The following is a 14,985-nucleotide window of genomic DNA, read 5'->3' on the forward strand; positions in this document are numbered from 1 at the left end:
CCCAAGCTGCTCGAAGCCGCGGTGATCAAGCATTTCTCGGATTGGCGGGGCGAGGGCGCGGCGGTGCCGCAGCCCGATTTCGGCACGCCAATCCGAGAAATGCTTGATCACCGCGGCTTCGAGCAGCTTGGGATCGGCGTCGCCGACCACGACGACGACCGCACGCTCCGGCCGGTACCAGCGGCGATGGAATTCCCGCACGCTTTCGGGGGTCGCGGCCTCCAGCGTCGCGACATTGCCGATCGGCGACCGGTCGGCGATCAGCTGGCCGCGAAAGAACAGCGCGCGGCTGGCATCGCCCAGCCGCACCTGCGGGCCCGGCTGCTCGCGCTGCTCGGCCAGCACGACGGGCCGCTCGGCGTTGAGCGCGGTCGCGTCGATCGTCGGCTGCGCCATCATGCCGGCCAGGATCTTCAGGCTGGTGTCCAGCCCCTCCGCGGTCGCCGACGGCAGGTCGAGCTTGTAGCTCGTCTGGGTGAAGCTGGTCGATGCGTTGGTGTCCGACCCGAAGGTGACGCCCAGGCGCTGCCACACCCGCTTCGATTCGCCGTCGGGCACATGCACCGATCCGCGAAACGCCAGATGCTCGATCAGGTGCGCGAAGCCGCGCTCGTTTTCGCGTTCCATCAGCGACCCGGCGTCGATCGCGACGCGGATCGCGACCTGTCCGGGCGGTACGCCGTTGGCCCGCACCGCATAGCGCACGCCGTTGGGCAGCACGCCGAAGGTCCATGCCCGGTCGGGCGGGATGTCGCTGCCCTTGAACAGCCACGGCGTATCCGCGGTCTGCGGGACGGGGACCAGCCCGGTCGGTGCGCTCTGCGTCGATGGCGCAGGCGCGGGGGTCGCCTGCGGGCGGCTGAGCGCGGGCATGATGGGGAGGAGGGCGATGAGGGCGCCGGCAAGGGCGGCAGCGCGGGGGAAACTGGACATAAGGTCTCAGCGTAACCGCAATCGCGCGCAGCGGCTAGCCGCAAGCCCTGCGCATTTCCGGCGATTTTTGACAAAGGGCGTCACCGGCCTGTCATCGTCGCGTCCGAAGGGCGGCGCGGCATGTCAGCTGAGTGATTGCGTGATGCACAGCCGATCCGATTCGCGGGTCACCCCGCTCCCCGCCGGTCGCCCCGCCAATCGCGCGGGCCCGCTGCCCGATCTGGGACGGGTGTCCGGTCTGCCATCTCCCGCACCGGCGCTGCGCGCCGACCCGCATCGTCCGTGGCTGGTGCGATACGGCAAGCATCTGCGCGGGGCTTTCGACTGGGTGATCGCGCGCTCGTCGCGCGTGCCGAACGGTCCGGTGCTGCCCGCCGACCTGTTCGACTGGACCCGGCGATTGCGCGACGAATGGCGGTCGGTCCGTGACGAAGCGGTCGCGGTCGCGCTGAACGGCGATGCCGCGCCGCCGCTCGCCACCATCTCGCCCGACCATCGTGCGATTGCGGAGCCGGGCAAGTGGCGGTCCTTCTTCCTGTGGGGCTATGGCTACCGGATCGACGACAATGCGGATCTGTGCCCACGCACCACCGCGCTGGTCGAATCCATTCCCGGGCTTAACACCGCCTTCTTCTCGATCCTGGCGCCCGGCACCCGCATTCCGCCGCATCGTGGCGTCAGCAAGGGGCTGATCACCTGTCATCTGGGCCTCGTCGTGCCCGATGACGGCGATGTCCGGATGCGCGTCGGCGACCGGATCGTGCGCTGGAGCGAGGGCGAGACGCTGGTTTTCGACGACAGCTATGACCATGAAGTTTGGAATGACAGCGCGCGGACCCGCGTCGTCCTGCTCATCCAGTTCGCCCGCCCGCTGCGCCAGCCGGGGCGGATGTTCGCCGACCTGTTCCTGGGCATTGTGCGCCGTTCGGCCTTCGTCCAGGAAGCGCGCAGCAACCTGGCGCGGTGGAATGCCGCGCTGGGTGCGCTGGACCGGCGCTGATCGGGCCGGTGCGCGGCCCTTGATCCCGGTGCGTGCGCGCGCCACATGTCGGCCATGCTGATCGAAACCGAAGCGACACCGAATCCCGCCACGCTCAAATTCCTGCCGGGCCGCACCGTCATGCCCAGCGGCACGCGCGACTTCGCGTCGCCCGAGGAGGCGGAGGCCTCGCCGCTCGCCGCCGCGCTGTTCGCGCTGGGCGATGTAACCGGCGTTTTCTTCGGCTATAACTTCGTGTCGGTGTCCGCCGCGCCCGGCGTCGACTGGGCCGCGCTCAAGCCCGACGTGCTTGCGGTGCTGCTCGATCATTTCAGCGCCGACATGCCGCTGTTCGCCCCCGCCAGCGCTGCCGGGATCCAGGTGCCCGCGGCCGACACCGCCTTTGCCGAGAATCCCGAGGATGCGGAGATCGTCGCGCAGATCAAGGAACTGATCGACACGCGCGTGCGCCCCGCGGTCGCCAATGACGGCGGCGACATCGTCTATCGCGGGTTCGACCAGGGCAAGGTCTATCTCCAGATGCAGGGGGCGTGTTCGGGGTGCCCGTCGTCGAGCGCGACGCTCAAGAACGGGATCGAACAGCTGCTGCGCTACTATGTGCCCGAAGTGACCGAGGTTCGCGCGGTCTGACCGGCCGGCGCACCGTTGTTCCATATTGCTGACAAAAGAGGAAAAGCATGGCCGATCCGCTGGGCGCCGACGCGCTCGACACGCTGTTCCGCGAGGCGCGGACCTATAACGGGTATCACGACACGCCGGTCGGCGCGGACGATGTCCGCGCGATCTATGACCTGATCAAAATGGGGCCGACCTCGGCCAACCAGCAGCCCGCCCGTTTCGTCTGGTGCCTAAGCCCCGAATCGCGCGAGCTGCTCGCCTCGTGCGTTTCGGCCGGCAATGCGGACAAGGTACGCAAGGCGCCCGCCGCGGTCGTGATCGGGATGGACCTCGATTTCCATGAACAGCTTCCCTGGCTGTTCCCGCACACCGACGCGCGCAGCTGGTTCACGGGCGACGACAAGGCCGAACTGCGCCGCGAAAGCGCGTTCCGCAACTCGACGCTGCAGGGCGGGTGGTTCATCATGGCGGCGCGCGCGCTGGGCTTCGACACCGGGCCGATGTCGGGTTTCGACGCGGACAAGGTCAACGCCGCCTTCTTCGCCGGCCAGCCGCAGGTGCGTGTCAACTTCGTGTCAACTTTCGGCAAGGGCGATCCCGCCACCATCTTCGACCGCAGTCCGCGCCCGGCGTTCGAACGGTTCAACCGGATCGACTGAGCGCCCGGCGTTGCGCACTCTGGTCATCGATACCGCCACCGCCGCCTGTTCGGTCGCGTTGTTCGATGGCCTGACCTGTGTCGATGCCCGGCACGAGGTGGTCGGGCGTGGCCATGCCGAACGGCTGCTGCCGATGATCGCCGAGCTGCAGGGACAGGGGCGCGCGCCGCATATCCTGGTCGATTGCGGGCCGGGCAGCTTCACCGGGGTGCGGGTCGGGCTTGCCGCCGCGCTCGGCCTGGCGATCGGCTGGGGCGCGGATGTCGCCGGCTTCTCCTCGCTCGCGCTCGTCGCCGCGATGGCGCAGCGCGGCCGTGGCACGCGCGACGGGCTGGTCGTCGTGCTGGAGGGCGGGCATGGTGAGGTGTTTGCGCAAAGCTTTGGCCCCGCGCCGCTGACCGCGATCTCGCAACCCATGTCGGTCAAGCCGGCGGAGGCGTTCGCGATGCTCAATGGCAAGCCGGCCTATGGTTCGGGCGTGCGCTATCTGGTCGCGCTCGACGATCGGGTCCGCGCGACCGAGCTGCTGCCCGACGCGCGTGAGGCGATGCGCATGCCCGAGGAGTTTCGCCAGCGCCCCGCCAAGCCGGTCTATGGCCGCGCGCCCGACGCAAAGCCCGCGGCGACATGAGCACGACGCTCCACCGCATCGACCTGCGCGCCGGCACCGCGCGCGACCTGAACGTGATCGACCGGATCATGCACGACGCCTTCGACCCGCGCTACGGCGAGGCATGGTCGCTTGCTCAGGCGGGGGGAATGCTGATCCTGCCGGGCATCTGGCTGACGATCGCGGCGGTCGATGGCGAGGATGCGGGGTTCGCGCTGGCGCGCGCGGTGATCGACGATTGCGAGCTGCTGCTGATCGCGACACGCCCCGCCTGGCAGGGTTGCGGCGTCGGCGGCGCGTTGCTGCGTTCGGTGATCGCGGACGCGCGCGCGCGCGGCGTGACCCGACTGCATCTGGAAGTCCGCGCCGGCAACGATGCGGTCCGGCTCTATGAGCGCCATGGCTTCGTCAAGATCGGCGAGCGTCGCGATTATTACAGCGGCAATAACCGCCAGATGTTCGACGCCCACACCTATACTCGCACGATTGAGCAGGAATAGAACGGTTACTCGATTTTTCGATCTTGATCCGCGCCGATCATCGTTCGATAGGGACATCAAAAATCACGACCGAATAGGCCGGACATGTTTCGGAAAGGATCGAAATGGACAACTCGACCGATATTCAGGAAACCCTGATCACGCTGACTGCCGATATCGTCGCCGCGCATGTCAGCAACAATAGTGTGGCGGTGTCTGATTTACCCATTCTCATTCAGAATGTGCACGGCGCGCTCGCCAATCTTGGCACGCCGGTGCCGGAGCCCGAGGTCAAGCAGGAGCCGGCGGTTTCGGTGCGCGCGTCGATCCGGCCCGACTATCTGGTTTGTCTGGAGGACGGCAAGAAGCTCAAGATGCTGAAGCGGCACCTGATGACGCATTACCAGATGACGCCCGAACAGTACCGCGCCAAGTGGAACCTGCCCGCCGACTATCCGATGGTCGCGCCCAATTATGCCGAGCAGCGTCGCTCGCTCGCCAAGAAGATCGGGCTGGGCACCAAGCGCCGTCGCCGCTGACCGGCGCAAGCGCGCGCTGCGCCCTTCCCCCGCGGCCGGCTTGGCGATAGACCGGACCGGTCGAAGCATGGGAGTGAGCGGCGATGGCGCGCAAGATCGATCTCGAAGCCCTTTGTCAGGAAAAGGGCCTGCGCATCACCGACCAGCGCCGCATCATCGCGCGCGTGCTGTCGGAGGCGGACGATCACCCCGACGTCGAAAAGGTCTATGCGCGTGCCTCCGCCATCGACCCAGGCATCTCGATTGCGACCGTCTATCGGACGGTGCGGCTGTTCGAGGAAGCGGGCATCCTCGACCGCCACGATTTCGGCGACGGACGTGCGCGCTATGAGCCCGCGCCCGAAGCGCATCACGACCACCTGATCGACGTCGAATCCGGACGGGTGATCGAGTTCGTCGATCCCGAGCTCGAACTGCTGCAGAAGCAGATCGCCGAGCGGCTCGGCTTTCGCCTGGTCGACCATCGCATGGAGCTTTATGGCGTTGCCCTCGACCGAAAGGGCTGATCCGCCGGTTCCCGCCGATCCCGGTACGGGCGGCACCCCGCCGCCTGCCTTTCCGCTGCCCGTCCTGTCGACCGATCCGCGCGTGCGCGCCGCGATGGGCGAGCCGCCACGTCCCGGAGCGGCGGGCTGGCTGCGGCTGGGCGCACGCGCGCTGCTGCTGGTCCTCGCGCTCTTCCTGTTCGTGCCGCTCCATTATCTGTTCCGCCTGGTCCGCGCCCCGTCGCCCTGGCCGCGACTGTTCCTGGGCACCGCGGCGCGCATTGCCGGCGCGCGGGTCGAGGTGGTCGGCGTGCCGCTGAAGCGCGACGTCTTCTACGTCTCCAACCATTTGAGCTGGATCGACATCCTCGCACTCGGGGGGGCCAGCGGCACCGCCTTCGTCGCCAAGGCCGAGATCGGTACCGCGCCGATCGTCGGCTGGCTGTCGCGGATGAACCGGACCGTCTTCGTCAAGCGCGAGGACCGGATGGGCGTCGCCGAACAGATCAACCAGCTGCGCGACGCGCTCGCCGACAACTGGGCGATCACGGTCTTTCCCGAGGGGACGACGACCGACGGCCGCTCGCTGCTGCCGTTCAAGACGCCGATGCTGCGCGTGCTCGAGCCCCCGCCGCCGGGCGTCCTCGTTCAGCCGGTGCTGCTCGAATATGACCGCCCGGATGGCGAGGACATCGCGTGGGTCGGCGTGGAGTCGGGCAAGGACAATGGCATCCGCGTCCTGTCGCGCCCGGGCAGCTTTCGCCTGCGTTGCCACTTCCTCGAACCCTTCAACCCGCGCGACTTTCCGGGGCGCAAGGCGATCGCCGCCGAAAGCCGCCGCCGGATCGAGGCGGCGCTGGTCCGTGCATTGGGCGAGCCGCTGCGCCCCTTTACCTGGCATTGACCTGCGATGGACGCCGATAAAGCCCCTCCCCTTCAGGGGGAGGGGTCGGGGCGGGGCCAGTCCACCCCCACGCCGCGCAATTGTCCAATCCGCCCCGTTCGGCTATGCGCCCGCCGATGAACGCGCCCCCCAAAACCTTTCACGTCAAATCGTTCGGTTGCCAGATGAACGTCTATGACGGCGAGCGCATGGGCGAGCTGATGACCGCGCAGGGCCTCGCGGTCGCCCCCGATGCCGCGTCGGCGGACCTCGTCATCCTCAACACCTGCCACATCCGCGAGCGCGCGACCGAAAAGGTCTATTCGGACATCGGCCGGCTGAGGCGCGACGACGGCACGCGGCCCATGATTGCAGTCGCGGGCTGCGTCGCCCAGGCCGAGGGCGCAGAGATCGCGCGGCGGACAAAGGTGGACGTCGTCGTCGGCCCGCAGGCCTATCACCGCCTGCCCGAACTGGTCGCCGATGCAGCACGGGGCGGCCTCGCGGTCGATACCGACATGCCCGTCGAATCGAAGTTCGGCCGGCTGCCCGCCCGCCGCCGCGTCGGGCCCAGCGCCTTCCTGACCGTACAGGAGGGTTGCGACAAATTCTGCACCTACTGCGTCGTGCCCTATACCCGCGGGGCCGAAGTCAGCCGGCCGTTCGCGGCGATCGTCGACGAGGCCAACGCATTGGTCGATGCCGGCGCGCGCGAGATCACGCTGCTGGGCCAGAACGTCAACGCCTGGACCGACGGCGACGGGCGCGGGCTCCACGACCTGATCCGCGCGCTCGACCGGATCGCGGGGCTGGCGCGCATCCGCTATACCACCAGCCATCCCAACGACATGGCCCAGGGGCTGATCGACGCGCACGCGGACGTCGAAAAGCTGATGCCCTTCCTGCATCTGCCGGTGCAGTCGGGCAATGACCGGGTGCTCAGGGCGATGAACCGCGCCCACACCCGCGACGGCTATCTGCGCCTGCTCGACCGGGTGCGCGCGGCGCGGCCCGACATTGCGCTGTCGGGCGATTTCATCGTCGGCTTTCCCGGCGAAACCGATGCCGAGTTCGCCGACACGCTCAGCCTGATCGACGCGGTCGGCTATGCCCAGGCGTTCAGCTTCAAATTTTCGGCGCGCCCCGGCACGCCGGCGGCCGACATGGCGGGCGCGATCCCCGCCGACGTGATCGACGACCGGCTCCAGCAATTGCAGGCCGCGCTCAACCGCGATCAGGCCGCGTTCAACGCCGCCAGCGTCGGGCGACGTTGCGACGTGCTGCTCGAACGCCCCGGCAAGCGCCCCGGCCAGCTGATCGGCAAGTCGCCCTGGCTGCAATCCGTCCACGTCATCGCCGACGCGAGCATCGGCGACCTGGTGACGGTCGACCTGGTCCATGCCGGCCCCAATTCACTGGCTGGTGAGATGCGGACGCACGCCGCAGCATAGGCGCAACCGCGAGCCCATCGTCGCAGGGCGGGCTAATCCGAAGGAAAGTCGCGGGGCGCTGTGCCCATTCCGACTTCATGTGCGTTGTGTGCTGCAACGAACGATCGCTTTCCGGCGCCTGGCGACCTTCCCAGTCCCGTCAATCGCGATGGATCGTGGCGGCGCTCCACTCGATCGATAAGGAATTCCAAATTACCCATTCCGGCCATAAGCCGATCCTGCTGTGCCTCGCCACGGCAACGCTTTCCTTGTCCGCCTGTGCCGACGACCAGCGCCCTGCGTCGGTCGGCGAGCGTATCTCGGCACGCGGAAGCGCGATCTCGGACCGCGGCGCGGCGTGGGAGCAGGGTCAAGCATCCCTCCAAAAGGGCGAGCGCGATATTGCGCGCGGGGCAAAGCAGGTAGCAATGGGCGAGAAGCGCCTGAAGCGCGCCCAAAAGGACCTTGTTCGCGCCGAGCGTCAGGTCCGCGACGGGCAGGATCAGCAGATCAACGGCCAGCGAATGGCCACAGATGGTGCCGCCGCGATGCAGCGTGCGGAGTCCGCCTATTCCGCTATTCGAAACAGTCCGCCCGCCATCAACCCGCGCTGACGACGAGTTGACTTGAGTTCTGGGGCGGCAAGTCGCTAATTCCAATATCAGCTCACGTCATTTCTGATTCAATGACTTGCATCCTGCTGCTATGGACTTCGCGCAAACAGGCCGGACGCGCTGGACGGATAGGTATGGACGGACGCGGCGGTGCGGCACGAGTTACGCCGCAGGTCGGACTGAAATTGCGACTGTCGTACCTTGTCTTGTAACCTGCAAAAGATAAGCGTTGCGCCCCGGCTCCACCCCCATGTCGACAGGATCATCATGCCCAGCCCAGCGAAAGCCTATGCCGCGCAAGCCGCCGACGCGCCGTTTGCCCCCTTCGATTTCCAGCGTCGCGACCCCGGCCCGCGCGATGTCGCGATCGACATCCTCTATTGCGGCGTGTGCCATTCCGACCTGCATACTGCGCGCGGCGAATGGGGCGGCACGCTCTATCCGTGCGTGCCCGGGCACGAGATTGTCGGGCGCGTGACGGCGGTGGGATCGGACGTCGACAATTTCGCGGTCGGCGACCTCGCAGGCGTCGGCTGCATGGTCGACAGCTGCCGCACCTGCGCCAGCTGCCAGGCGGGCGAGGAGCAATATTGCGAAGGCACGGGTTTCGTCGGCACCTATAACGGCCCTGATCCGCAGATGGGTGGCCATACCTTCGGCGGCTATTCCGACCATATCGTCGTCGATCGCGATTTCGTGCTGCGCATCGGCCATGGCGAGGACCAGCTGGCGGCGGTTGCCCCGCTGCTCTGCGCGGGCATCACCACCTATTCGCCGCTCAAGCATTGGGGCGTCGGCCCGGGTCAGAAGGTCGGCATCGTCGGCCTGGGCGGGCTGGGCCATATGGGGGTCAAGATCGCTGCCGCGATGGGTGCCGACGTCTATGTCTTCTCCACCTCGCCCGGCAAGCGCGACGACGCGAAACAGCTGGGCGCGACCGACCTGATCGTCTCGCGCGACGCGGACGCGATGGCGGCGCACGCCAACAGTTTCGACTTCATCCTGAACACCGTCGCGGCCAGCCACGACCTCGACCAGTTCACCGCGTTGCTGAAGCGCGACGGCACGATGACGCTGGTCGGCGTGCCCGAGCATCCCCACCCCAGCCCCAGCATCGCCAATCTGGTGTTCCGCCGCCGCACGATCGCCGGCTCGCTGATCGGCGGCATCCGCGAGACGCAGGAGATGCTTGATTTCTGCCGTGACCATGGCCTCGTCTCCGACGTCGAGATGATCGACATCCAGGACATCGACGCCGCCTATGACCGGATGGTGAAAAGCGACGTCAAATATCGCTTCGTCATCGACATGGCGTCGCTGAATCAGGCGGGGTGACCGCGGCGTCGGGCGCGTCGCGTTTTAGGGCTGGCGGGAACCCATCGCCTCTGCCACGCTTGGCTTGCATGATCCTGACTCCGGGAGCCCGATGAGCCGCAAGCCTGTTCCCGCCCAGCCGGGCGACCGTTCGCGCGTCGAGGTCAATTTCGACAAGCCGCAACTGCTGCCCCAGCTGTTCGGTGAGTTCGACAGCAACATCCTCGCGCTCGAGGAGCGGCTGGGCGTCTATATCCACGCGCGCGGCCAGCGGGTGCAGATCGAGGGCACGGCGGAGGCAGTCGCGCATGCGCGCGAAGTGCTGCAGGAGCTGCACACGCGGGTCATCCGGGGCGAGGAGATCGACACCGGCCTGATCGATGCGGTGATCGCGATGTCGGCCGAGCCGACCTTTGCCGGCATCATCCGCACCGAACCGGGCAATGGCGCGCCGCCGCCGTCGATCATGATCCGAACCCGCCGCAAGACGATCGTGCCGCGATCGGTGGCGCAGACGCATTACATGCGCCAGCTGGTGTCGAACGACATCATCTTCGCGCTCGGCCCGGCAGGCACCGGCAAGACCTATCTGGCGGTAGCCCAGGCCGTCGCGCAGCTGATCACCGGCAGCGTCCAGCGCCTCATCCTGTCGCGCCCGGCGGTGGAGGCGGGCGAGCGGCTCGGCTTCCTGCCCGGCGACATGAAGGAAAAGGTCGATCCCTATCTGCGCCCGATCTATGACGCGCTCTATGACTGCCTGCCCGCCGAACAGGTCGAACGGCGGATCAGTTCGGGCGAGATCGAGATCGCGCCCATTGCCTTCATGCGTGGCCGCACCCTTGCCGATGCCTTCGTCATCCTCGACGAGGCGCAGAACACGACGCCTGGGCAGATGAAGATGTTCCTCACCCGTTTCGGCCAGAACAGCCGCATGGTGGTGTGCGGCGACCCCAACCAGACCGACCTGCCCGGCGGGGTCAACGCATCGGGCCTGAACGACGCGGTCGCGCGGCTGGAGGGGATCGAAGGGATGTCGGTCGTCCGCTTCGGCGCGGGCGACGTGGTGCGCCACCCGATCGTCGGGCGCATCGTCCAGGCCTATGAGGGCCCCGACGCCTGACGCGACCAGCGCGCCGGGCATCTGGGTCAGGCGCGGTTGCGGTCCGTGCGCCCCGGCTCAGGCCCCGGCGCGGCGGAGTGCGGCCTCGACATCCTTCCAGCTGATCGCGTTTTCCAGCTTGTTGCCGTTGAGCAGGAAGGTCGGCGTACCCTGGACGACGGTGGCGTTTTCCAGGATCTTGGCGACCTTGTCGATCCGCGCCATGTCGGCGAGGCACGCCTTGGCCTGCCCCTCCGAAATGCCGCGCTGCTTGACGAAGTCGATATAGCCGGCCTGTTCAGCCCACAGCGTGACTTGGGCGGCCGGGCTCGCGCCCTGCGCCTGTTGCTGGACGGCGGGCGCGACCTGCTGGATGCGATCGAGCGTCGCCGGCTGATTGGCGTACATCTGTTCCAGGATCGGGAAGAACGGGCCCGGCCCGGCGCAGCTGCCGACGACCGCGGCGGCGATGTCCGGCGGGCCGTGCAGCACATAATCGCGGAATTCGAAGCTCACCTTGCCCGTCTCGACCAGCTTGGTCAGCGGCTCGAAGCCGTCGCGCGCGAACGCACCGCACGCCGGGCAGGTGCGCGAGCCATATTCGACCAGCTTGATCGGCGCGCTGGGGTTGCCCATGCGGAATCCGCCCTCGGCGGTTTCGCTGACCGTTTCGGTCCAGGTGGTGCCCGCCGGCGGCGCGGCGGCGGCGACCGGTGCGGCGGCGGGGCCGCTGTCATTGCCCGTCCCGTCGGCGCCACAGGCGGCGAGGGCGAGGGGAAGCAGGAAAAGGGCTGCACGCATGGTTCGGGTTCACTCCATCGCAAGATCGGGATTGGGCGGGATCAGGCGCCGGCGGCGCGCAACTGCGGTTCGAGCGAGGACCAGCTGCCCGACCCGACGAAATTGCCGTTGATCGCAAAGCTGGGCGTGCCCTCGAGCTGCGCGGCGACGGCCTCGGTCATCTTGATGAGCCGTTCGGTCTCGGCCTGGTTGTTGAGGCACGCGCGCGCCTTGGCATCGCTCAGCCCGAGCGGGCGAAGCAGCGCGATCAGCCCCGATCCCTCGCCCAGCCGGATGAGCTGATCGCCCAGCGTCGCCGCGCCCTTGTACGCGTCCGGCCTCGCCTGGAACGCCTGGGTTCTGGCGAAGGTCGCGGGCTGCGCGGCAAAGATCGCCTTGTTCGCCGCCGCAAAGCCGACCGGGCCCTGGCACCGCGCGAGCAGCGCGGAGGCGAGGTCGAGCCGGTCGCGCACGAAATGGCGATATTCCACCTGGACGCGGCCCGTCCGGACCATCTGATCCTTCAGGACGGGTTCGGACTGCGCGACGAAATCGGCGCAATGCGGGCAGGTGTAGCTCAGATATTCGGCCAGCTTGACCTTCGCCTGCGGGCTGCCGATCCGCACCGCGCCGTCGGGCGACAGCGTCGCGGTCGCGCGCCAGTCGCGCTGCGCCGCACTGCGCGGTGCCGATGCCTCCTGGGCAGCACCGGGCGGGGTCGCCGCGATGGCAACCCATGCGATCAGCCCGACATGTCGCCACCGCATCAACGCACCTTGCCCATCACCGGCACGATGACCGGGGGTTGCTCGACAATGCCCGCCGCCAGCGCCGCCAGCACCTCACGCAGTTCGGGATCGGCGATCGCGCGGACGCTGTCGCCCAGATCGATCGTTGCCGCTGCAGGCCGCACCGGTGCGGCAGCGGCTGCGCGCGCGGCGAACTGGCCAGGCCTGAACGCGATCCGCGCGACCGCGGCATAGCCGAAGAAGCGGTTCACCCGCTCCATGATCTCGGGCCCGATATGCTGCATCATCGTCGCATGGGCGGGAGCGACCGCCAGCGTCAACAGCCCGCCGCTGCGCGCACCCTGGGGAAAGCGGATCGATTCGGGCGCGGAGACACGCGCGTAACGTTCGCCGACGATTTCGGGCCAGCGACTGACGATCGAGCTTTGCACGAAGCCGAATTTGCGGAACGCGGCGCGGCCGATATCGGGCAGCAGGTCGGCGACGGGCCGGGCCCTGCCGCCGCGCGGCCGATCGCTATCGACGGCCTGGGGCGTACGCGTGGATTTCGTCATCGCGTCTCCCATGCCATAGCCGCCCCGTGTCTGCCAACGTCCCATCTGACATCGCGCCCGCGCTGCTCGCCTGGTACGAAGCGCATGCGCGTGTCCTGCCGTGGCGCGCGCCGCCGGGCACGCCGCCGCCCGACCCCTATCGCGTGTGGCTGTCGGAGGTCATGCTTCAGCAGACTCAGGTCGTGACGGTCATTCCCTATTTCGAACATTTCACCACCCGCTGGCCCGATTTCGCCAGCCTGGCGGCGGCAGATGAGGGTGAGCTGATGGCGGCATGGGCCGGGCTCGGCTATTATGCGCGGGCACGCAACCTGATCGCCTGCGCGCGCGCGGTGGTGCGCGATCATGGCGGACGCTTGCCGTCGGACGAAGCAGCGTTGCGCCGGTTGCCCGGCTTCGGCCCCTATACCGCCGCGGCGGTCGCGGCGATCGCCTTTGGCCGGCGCGCGGTCGTCGTCGACGGGAATGTCGAGCGCGTGGTCAGCCGCCTGTTCGCGGTCGAAACGCCGCTTCCCATGGCGCGGGGCGAGCTTCGCGCGCTGGCCGACGCGATGACGCCCGCGACGCGCGCGGGGGACTTCGCCCAGGCGATGATGGATCTGGGCGCAACAATCTGTACCCCGCGCCGCGCCGATTGCGCGTCCTGCCCCATTGCTGTCCATTGTCGCGCTTACGCGCAGGGGGCAGTCGCCACCTATCCGCGCAAGCTGGCCAAGGCGGCCAGACCCGTGCGCCATGGCACGATCTTCTGGCTTACCCGCGAAGATGCGGTGCTGCTGGTCCGGCGCCCGCCGCGCGGATTGCTCGGCGGCATGCGCGCGCTGCCGACCGGGCCATGGGCGGACGCGCCGCCGGGACTGGCCGATGCGCCCGTCGCAGCCGAGTGGCGGCGGCACAATGCCGAGCTGCGCCACGTCTTCACCCATTTCGAATTGCGATGCGGCCTTGCGAGCGCGCGGCTGGCGGGGCACATCGCGGTCGAAGGCGAATGGTGGCCGGTCGACCGGCTGGCCGATGCCGGCCTGCCCAGCCTGTTCGCGAAGGCGGCGGCGATAATGGAGGATGCGCGATGAAAACTCTGGGTCTGGCCGCCGGGATCGGCGCCGCGCTGATCGGGATCGGCGGCATCGCGCTCGCCATGCCCCAGGCCGAACGCCGCGCGGCGTCGACGCCAGTCGCTCCGGCGCTGCCCGCGGTCGCACAGGTCGCGGCATCCTATGTCGAACAGAACCGCACGCCGGGCATCGTCGTCGCGATCGGGCAGGGCGACCAGCCGACCCGCTTCATCGCGGAGGGGCGGCTGGGCCAGGAACCGGGGGCGGGCGCGGCTTCGCCCGACAGCCTGTGGCGCGTCTATTCGATGACCAAGCCGGTGACCGGCATGGCGGCGATGATGCTGATCGAGGACGGCAAGCTGAGCCTTGACCAGCCGATCCATGAGATCATCCCCGCCTTTCGCGAGATGAAGGTGCTGACCGACCCCGACGCCAGCCTGGCGTCGCGCCCGGCGGCGCGGCCGATCACGATCCGCCATCTGCTGACCCACACCGCCGGATTCGGCTATTCGATCGTGACAAAGGGCCCGCTGCTCAAGGAATATGAGCGGCTTGGCATCCTGCCCGCCGCAGTCAACGTCCAGATGGAGGCGCAGATGGCGGCGGTGCGGCCGAAATCGCTCGCCGAATTCGCCGACCGCGTCGCCACGCTGCCGCTGGTCGCCGATCCGGGCACGAAATGGAGCTATTCGATCAGCCTCGATGTCCTCGCCGCGGTGATCGAGAAGGCATCGGGCATGCCCTATGAACAGTTCCTGCGCACCCGGATGTTCGAACCCCTCGGCATGACCTCGACCTACTTCACCGTGCCGGGATCGGAAGCGGCGCGGCTCGCGAACAACTACATCTTTGTCGGCGACAATCGCGTGCCGGTCGACCCGGCCGCGACCTCGGTCTACCTCCAGCCGCCCAGCTTTCCCTATGGCGGGGCGGGGCTCGTCACCTCGGCGCGCGATTACGACCGTTTCCTCCACATGCTGCAAAATGGCGGCGAGCTCGACGGCAAGCGGGTGATGCAGGCGCAGACGGTGCGCCTCGCCATGTCCAACCTGCTGCCCGACGGCGTGTTCTTCCTGAATGTCGATGCGTCGACCGGGGGTGCGGGCCGCAAGCTCGGCTTTGGGGCCGGGGGGTCGGTCTATCTCGACGACCTGCCCGGCGGCGGTGCGGCGGGCACCTATGGC

The 14,985-nt window shown here is 68.2% G+C and carries 18 protein-coding genes; 14 read left to right on the plus strand and 4 right to left on the minus strand.

Going from position 1 to position 14,985, the window contains the following annotated elements:
• The coding region (locus tag AX709_RS16415) for a M16 family metallopeptidase (RefSeq protein WP_197432047.1) at positions 1-933 on the minus strand (933 nt) is incomplete at its 3' end.
• 142 nt (positions 934-1,075) lie between these two features.
• Between AX709_RS16415 and AX709_RS16420 the strand changes: the two genes are divergently transcribed.
• The 12 genes from AX709_RS16420 (at position 1,076) to AX709_RS16475 (ending at position 10,684) form a co-directional block, all read left to right on the plus strand.
• Entirely contained in the window at positions 1,076-1,933 is an 858-nt protein-coding gene (locus AX709_RS16420; protein ID WP_156454307.1) for an aspartyl/asparaginyl beta-hydroxylase domain-containing protein, read from the plus strand.
• Between the two features lie 54 nt (positions 1,934-1,987).
• Positions 1,988-2,563 (plus strand): NifU family protein, encoded by a 576-nt coding sequence (locus AX709_RS16425; protein ID WP_066483696.1) that lies wholly within the window; start codon positions 1,988-1,990, stop codon positions 2,561-2,563.
• A 47-nt stretch (positions 2,564-2,610) separates the two neighbouring features.
• Positions 2,611-3,210, plus strand: coding sequence for a malonic semialdehyde reductase (locus AX709_RS16430; RefSeq protein WP_066483334.1), 600 nt, complete (start codon positions 2,611-2,613; stop codon positions 3,208-3,210).
• Positions 3,211-3,220: 10 nt separating this feature from the next.
• Positions 3,221-3,841 (plus strand): tRNA (adenosine(37)-N6)-threonylcarbamoyltransferase complex dimerization subunit type 1 TsaB, encoded by a 621-nt coding sequence (gene tsaB / locus AX709_RS16435; RefSeq protein WP_066550968.1) that lies wholly within the window; start codon positions 3,221-3,223, stop codon positions 3,839-3,841.
• The gene (locus AX709_RS16440; RefSeq protein WP_066483347.1) at positions 3,838-4,320 is read left to right on the plus strand and encodes a GNAT family N-acetyltransferase; all 483 of its coding nucleotides are present in this window, start codon (positions 3,838-3,840) and stop codon (positions 4,318-4,320) included. Before tsaB ends, AX709_RS16440 begins: the two co-directional genes overlap by 4 nt.
• Positions 4,321-4,424: 104 nt before the next feature.
• A complete protein-coding gene (locus AX709_RS16445) occupies positions 4,425-4,838 on the plus strand; it encodes a MucR family transcriptional regulator (RefSeq protein WP_066483349.1) in 414 nt (137 codons plus the stop codon).
• An 83-nt stretch (positions 4,839-4,921) separates the two neighbouring features.
• Entirely contained in the window at positions 4,922-5,344 is a 423-nt protein-coding gene (locus AX709_RS16450) for a Fur family transcriptional regulator (RefSeq protein ID WP_066483351.1), read from the plus strand.
• A gap of 94 nt (positions 5,345-5,438) precedes the next feature.
• Positions 5,439-6,227 (plus strand): lysophospholipid acyltransferase family protein, encoded by a 789-nt coding sequence (locus tag AX709_RS16455; protein ID WP_066550988.1) that lies wholly within the window; start codon positions 5,439-5,441, stop codon positions 6,225-6,227.
• A gap of 116 nt (positions 6,228-6,343) precedes the next feature.
• The gene (gene miaB / locus AX709_RS16460; protein ID WP_082731833.1) at positions 6,344-7,657 is read left to right on the plus strand and encodes a tRNA (N6-isopentenyl adenosine(37)-C2)-methylthiotransferase MiaB; all 1,314 of its coding nucleotides are present in this window, start codon (positions 6,344-6,346) and stop codon (positions 7,655-7,657) included.
• Between the two features lie 155 nt (positions 7,658-7,812).
• On the plus strand, positions 7,813-8,250 hold the full coding sequence (locus tag AX709_RS16465) for a hypothetical protein (protein WP_066550970.1): 438 nt from the start codon (positions 7,813-7,815) through the stop codon (positions 8,248-8,250).
• Positions 8,251-8,517: 267 nt separating this feature from the next.
• Positions 8,518-9,585 (plus strand): NAD(P)-dependent alcohol dehydrogenase, encoded by a 1,068-nt coding sequence (locus AX709_RS16470; protein ID WP_066550973.1) that lies wholly within the window; start codon positions 8,518-8,520, stop codon positions 9,583-9,585.
• Positions 9,586-9,676: 91 nt separating this feature from the next.
• Entirely contained in the window at positions 9,677-10,684 is a 1,008-nt protein-coding gene (locus AX709_RS16475; RefSeq protein WP_066483355.1) for a PhoH family protein, read from the plus strand.
• 57 nt (positions 10,685-10,741) lie between these two features.
• Here the strand turns inward: AX709_RS16475 and AX709_RS16480 are convergent, their stop codons facing one another.
• From AX709_RS16480 to AX709_RS16490, 3 genes are read right to left on the minus strand one after another with little or no spacing between them, the layout of a single operon-like run.
• Positions 10,742-11,464: a DsbA family protein gene (locus tag AX709_RS16480; RefSeq protein WP_066550976.1), complete on the minus strand. Its 723-nt coding sequence runs from the start codon at positions 11,462-11,464 to the stop codon at positions 10,742-10,744.
• Positions 11,465-11,505: 41 nt separating this feature from the next.
• Complete coding sequence (locus AX709_RS16485; RefSeq protein ID WP_066550979.1) at positions 11,506-12,210, minus strand: DsbA family protein; 705 nt, start codon at positions 12,208-12,210, stop codon at positions 11,506-11,508.
• Positions 12,210-12,746: a DUF721 domain-containing protein gene (locus AX709_RS16490; RefSeq protein ID WP_240885416.1), complete on the minus strand. Its 537-nt coding sequence runs from the start codon at positions 12,744-12,746 to the stop codon at positions 12,210-12,212. Before AX709_RS16490 ends, AX709_RS16485 begins: the two co-directional genes overlap by 1 nt.
• A gap of 26 nt (positions 12,747-12,772) precedes the next feature.
• Here AX709_RS16490 and mutY point away from each other — a divergent pair, with 26 nt between their 5' ends.
• Complete coding sequence (gene mutY, locus AX709_RS16495; RefSeq protein ID WP_156454308.1) at positions 12,773-13,819, plus strand: A/G-specific adenine glycosylase; 1,047 nt, start codon at positions 12,773-12,775, stop codon at positions 13,817-13,819.
• The coding region (locus AX709_RS16500; protein ID WP_066550982.1) for a serine hydrolase domain-containing protein at positions 13,816-14,985 on the plus strand (1,170 nt) is incomplete at its 3' end. The genes mutY and AX709_RS16500, both read left to right, overlap by 4 nt.

This window comes from Sphingomonas sp. CCH15-F11 (genome assembly GCF_001557005.1).
Classification (GTDB): Bacteria; Pseudomonadota; Alphaproteobacteria; order Sphingomonadales; family Sphingomonadaceae; genus Sphingomonas.

What these genes read in the sequence shown, in the direction of transcription:
- AX709_RS16455 (WP_066550988.1), top strand. Translation starts at nt 5,439, where the DNA reads ATGGGCGAGCCGCCACGTCCCGGAGCGGCGGGCTGGCTGCGGCTGGGC.
- AX709_RS16490 (WP_240885416.1), bottom strand. Translation starts at nt 12,746, where the DNA reads ATGACGAAATCCACGCGTACGCCCCAGGCCGTCGATAGCGATCGGCCG.
- AX709_RS16480 (WP_066550976.1), bottom strand. Translation starts at nt 11,464, where the DNA reads ATGCGTGCAGCCCTTTTCCTGCTTCCCCTCGCCCTCGCCGCCTGTGGC.
- AX709_RS16485 (WP_066550979.1), bottom strand. Translation starts at nt 12,210, where the DNA reads ATGCGGTGGCGACATGTCGGGCTGATCGCATGGGTTGCCATCGCGGCG.
- AX709_RS16470 (WP_066550973.1), top strand. Translation starts at nt 8,518, where the DNA reads ATGCCCAGCCCAGCGAAAGCCTATGCCGCGCAAGCCGCCGACGCGCCG.
- AX709_RS16425 (WP_066483696.1), top strand. Translation starts at nt 1,988, where the DNA reads ATGCTGATCGAAACCGAAGCGACACCGAATCCCGCCACGCTCAAATTC.
- AX709_RS16440 (WP_066483347.1), top strand. Translation starts at nt 3,838, where the DNA reads ATGAGCACGACGCTCCACCGCATCGACCTGCGCGCCGGCACCGCGCGC.
- AX709_RS16445 (WP_066483349.1), top strand. Translation starts at nt 4,425, where the DNA reads ATGGACAACTCGACCGATATTCAGGAAACCCTGATCACGCTGACTGCC.
- AX709_RS16450 (WP_066483351.1), top strand. Translation starts at nt 4,922, where the DNA reads ATGGCGCGCAAGATCGATCTCGAAGCCCTTTGTCAGGAAAAGGGCCTG.
- miaB (WP_082731833.1), top strand. Translation starts at nt 6,344, where the DNA reads ATGAACGCGCCCCCCAAAACCTTTCACGTCAAATCGTTCGGTTGCCAG.
- AX709_RS16475 (WP_066483355.1), top strand. Translation starts at nt 9,677, where the DNA reads ATGAGCCGCAAGCCTGTTCCCGCCCAGCCGGGCGACCGTTCGCGCGTC.
- AX709_RS16430 (WP_066483334.1), top strand. Translation starts at nt 2,611, where the DNA reads ATGGCCGATCCGCTGGGCGCCGACGCGCTCGACACGCTGTTCCGCGAG.
- AX709_RS16420 (WP_156454307.1), top strand. Translation starts at nt 1,076, where the DNA reads ATGCACAGCCGATCCGATTCGCGGGTCACCCCGCTCCCCGCCGGTCGC.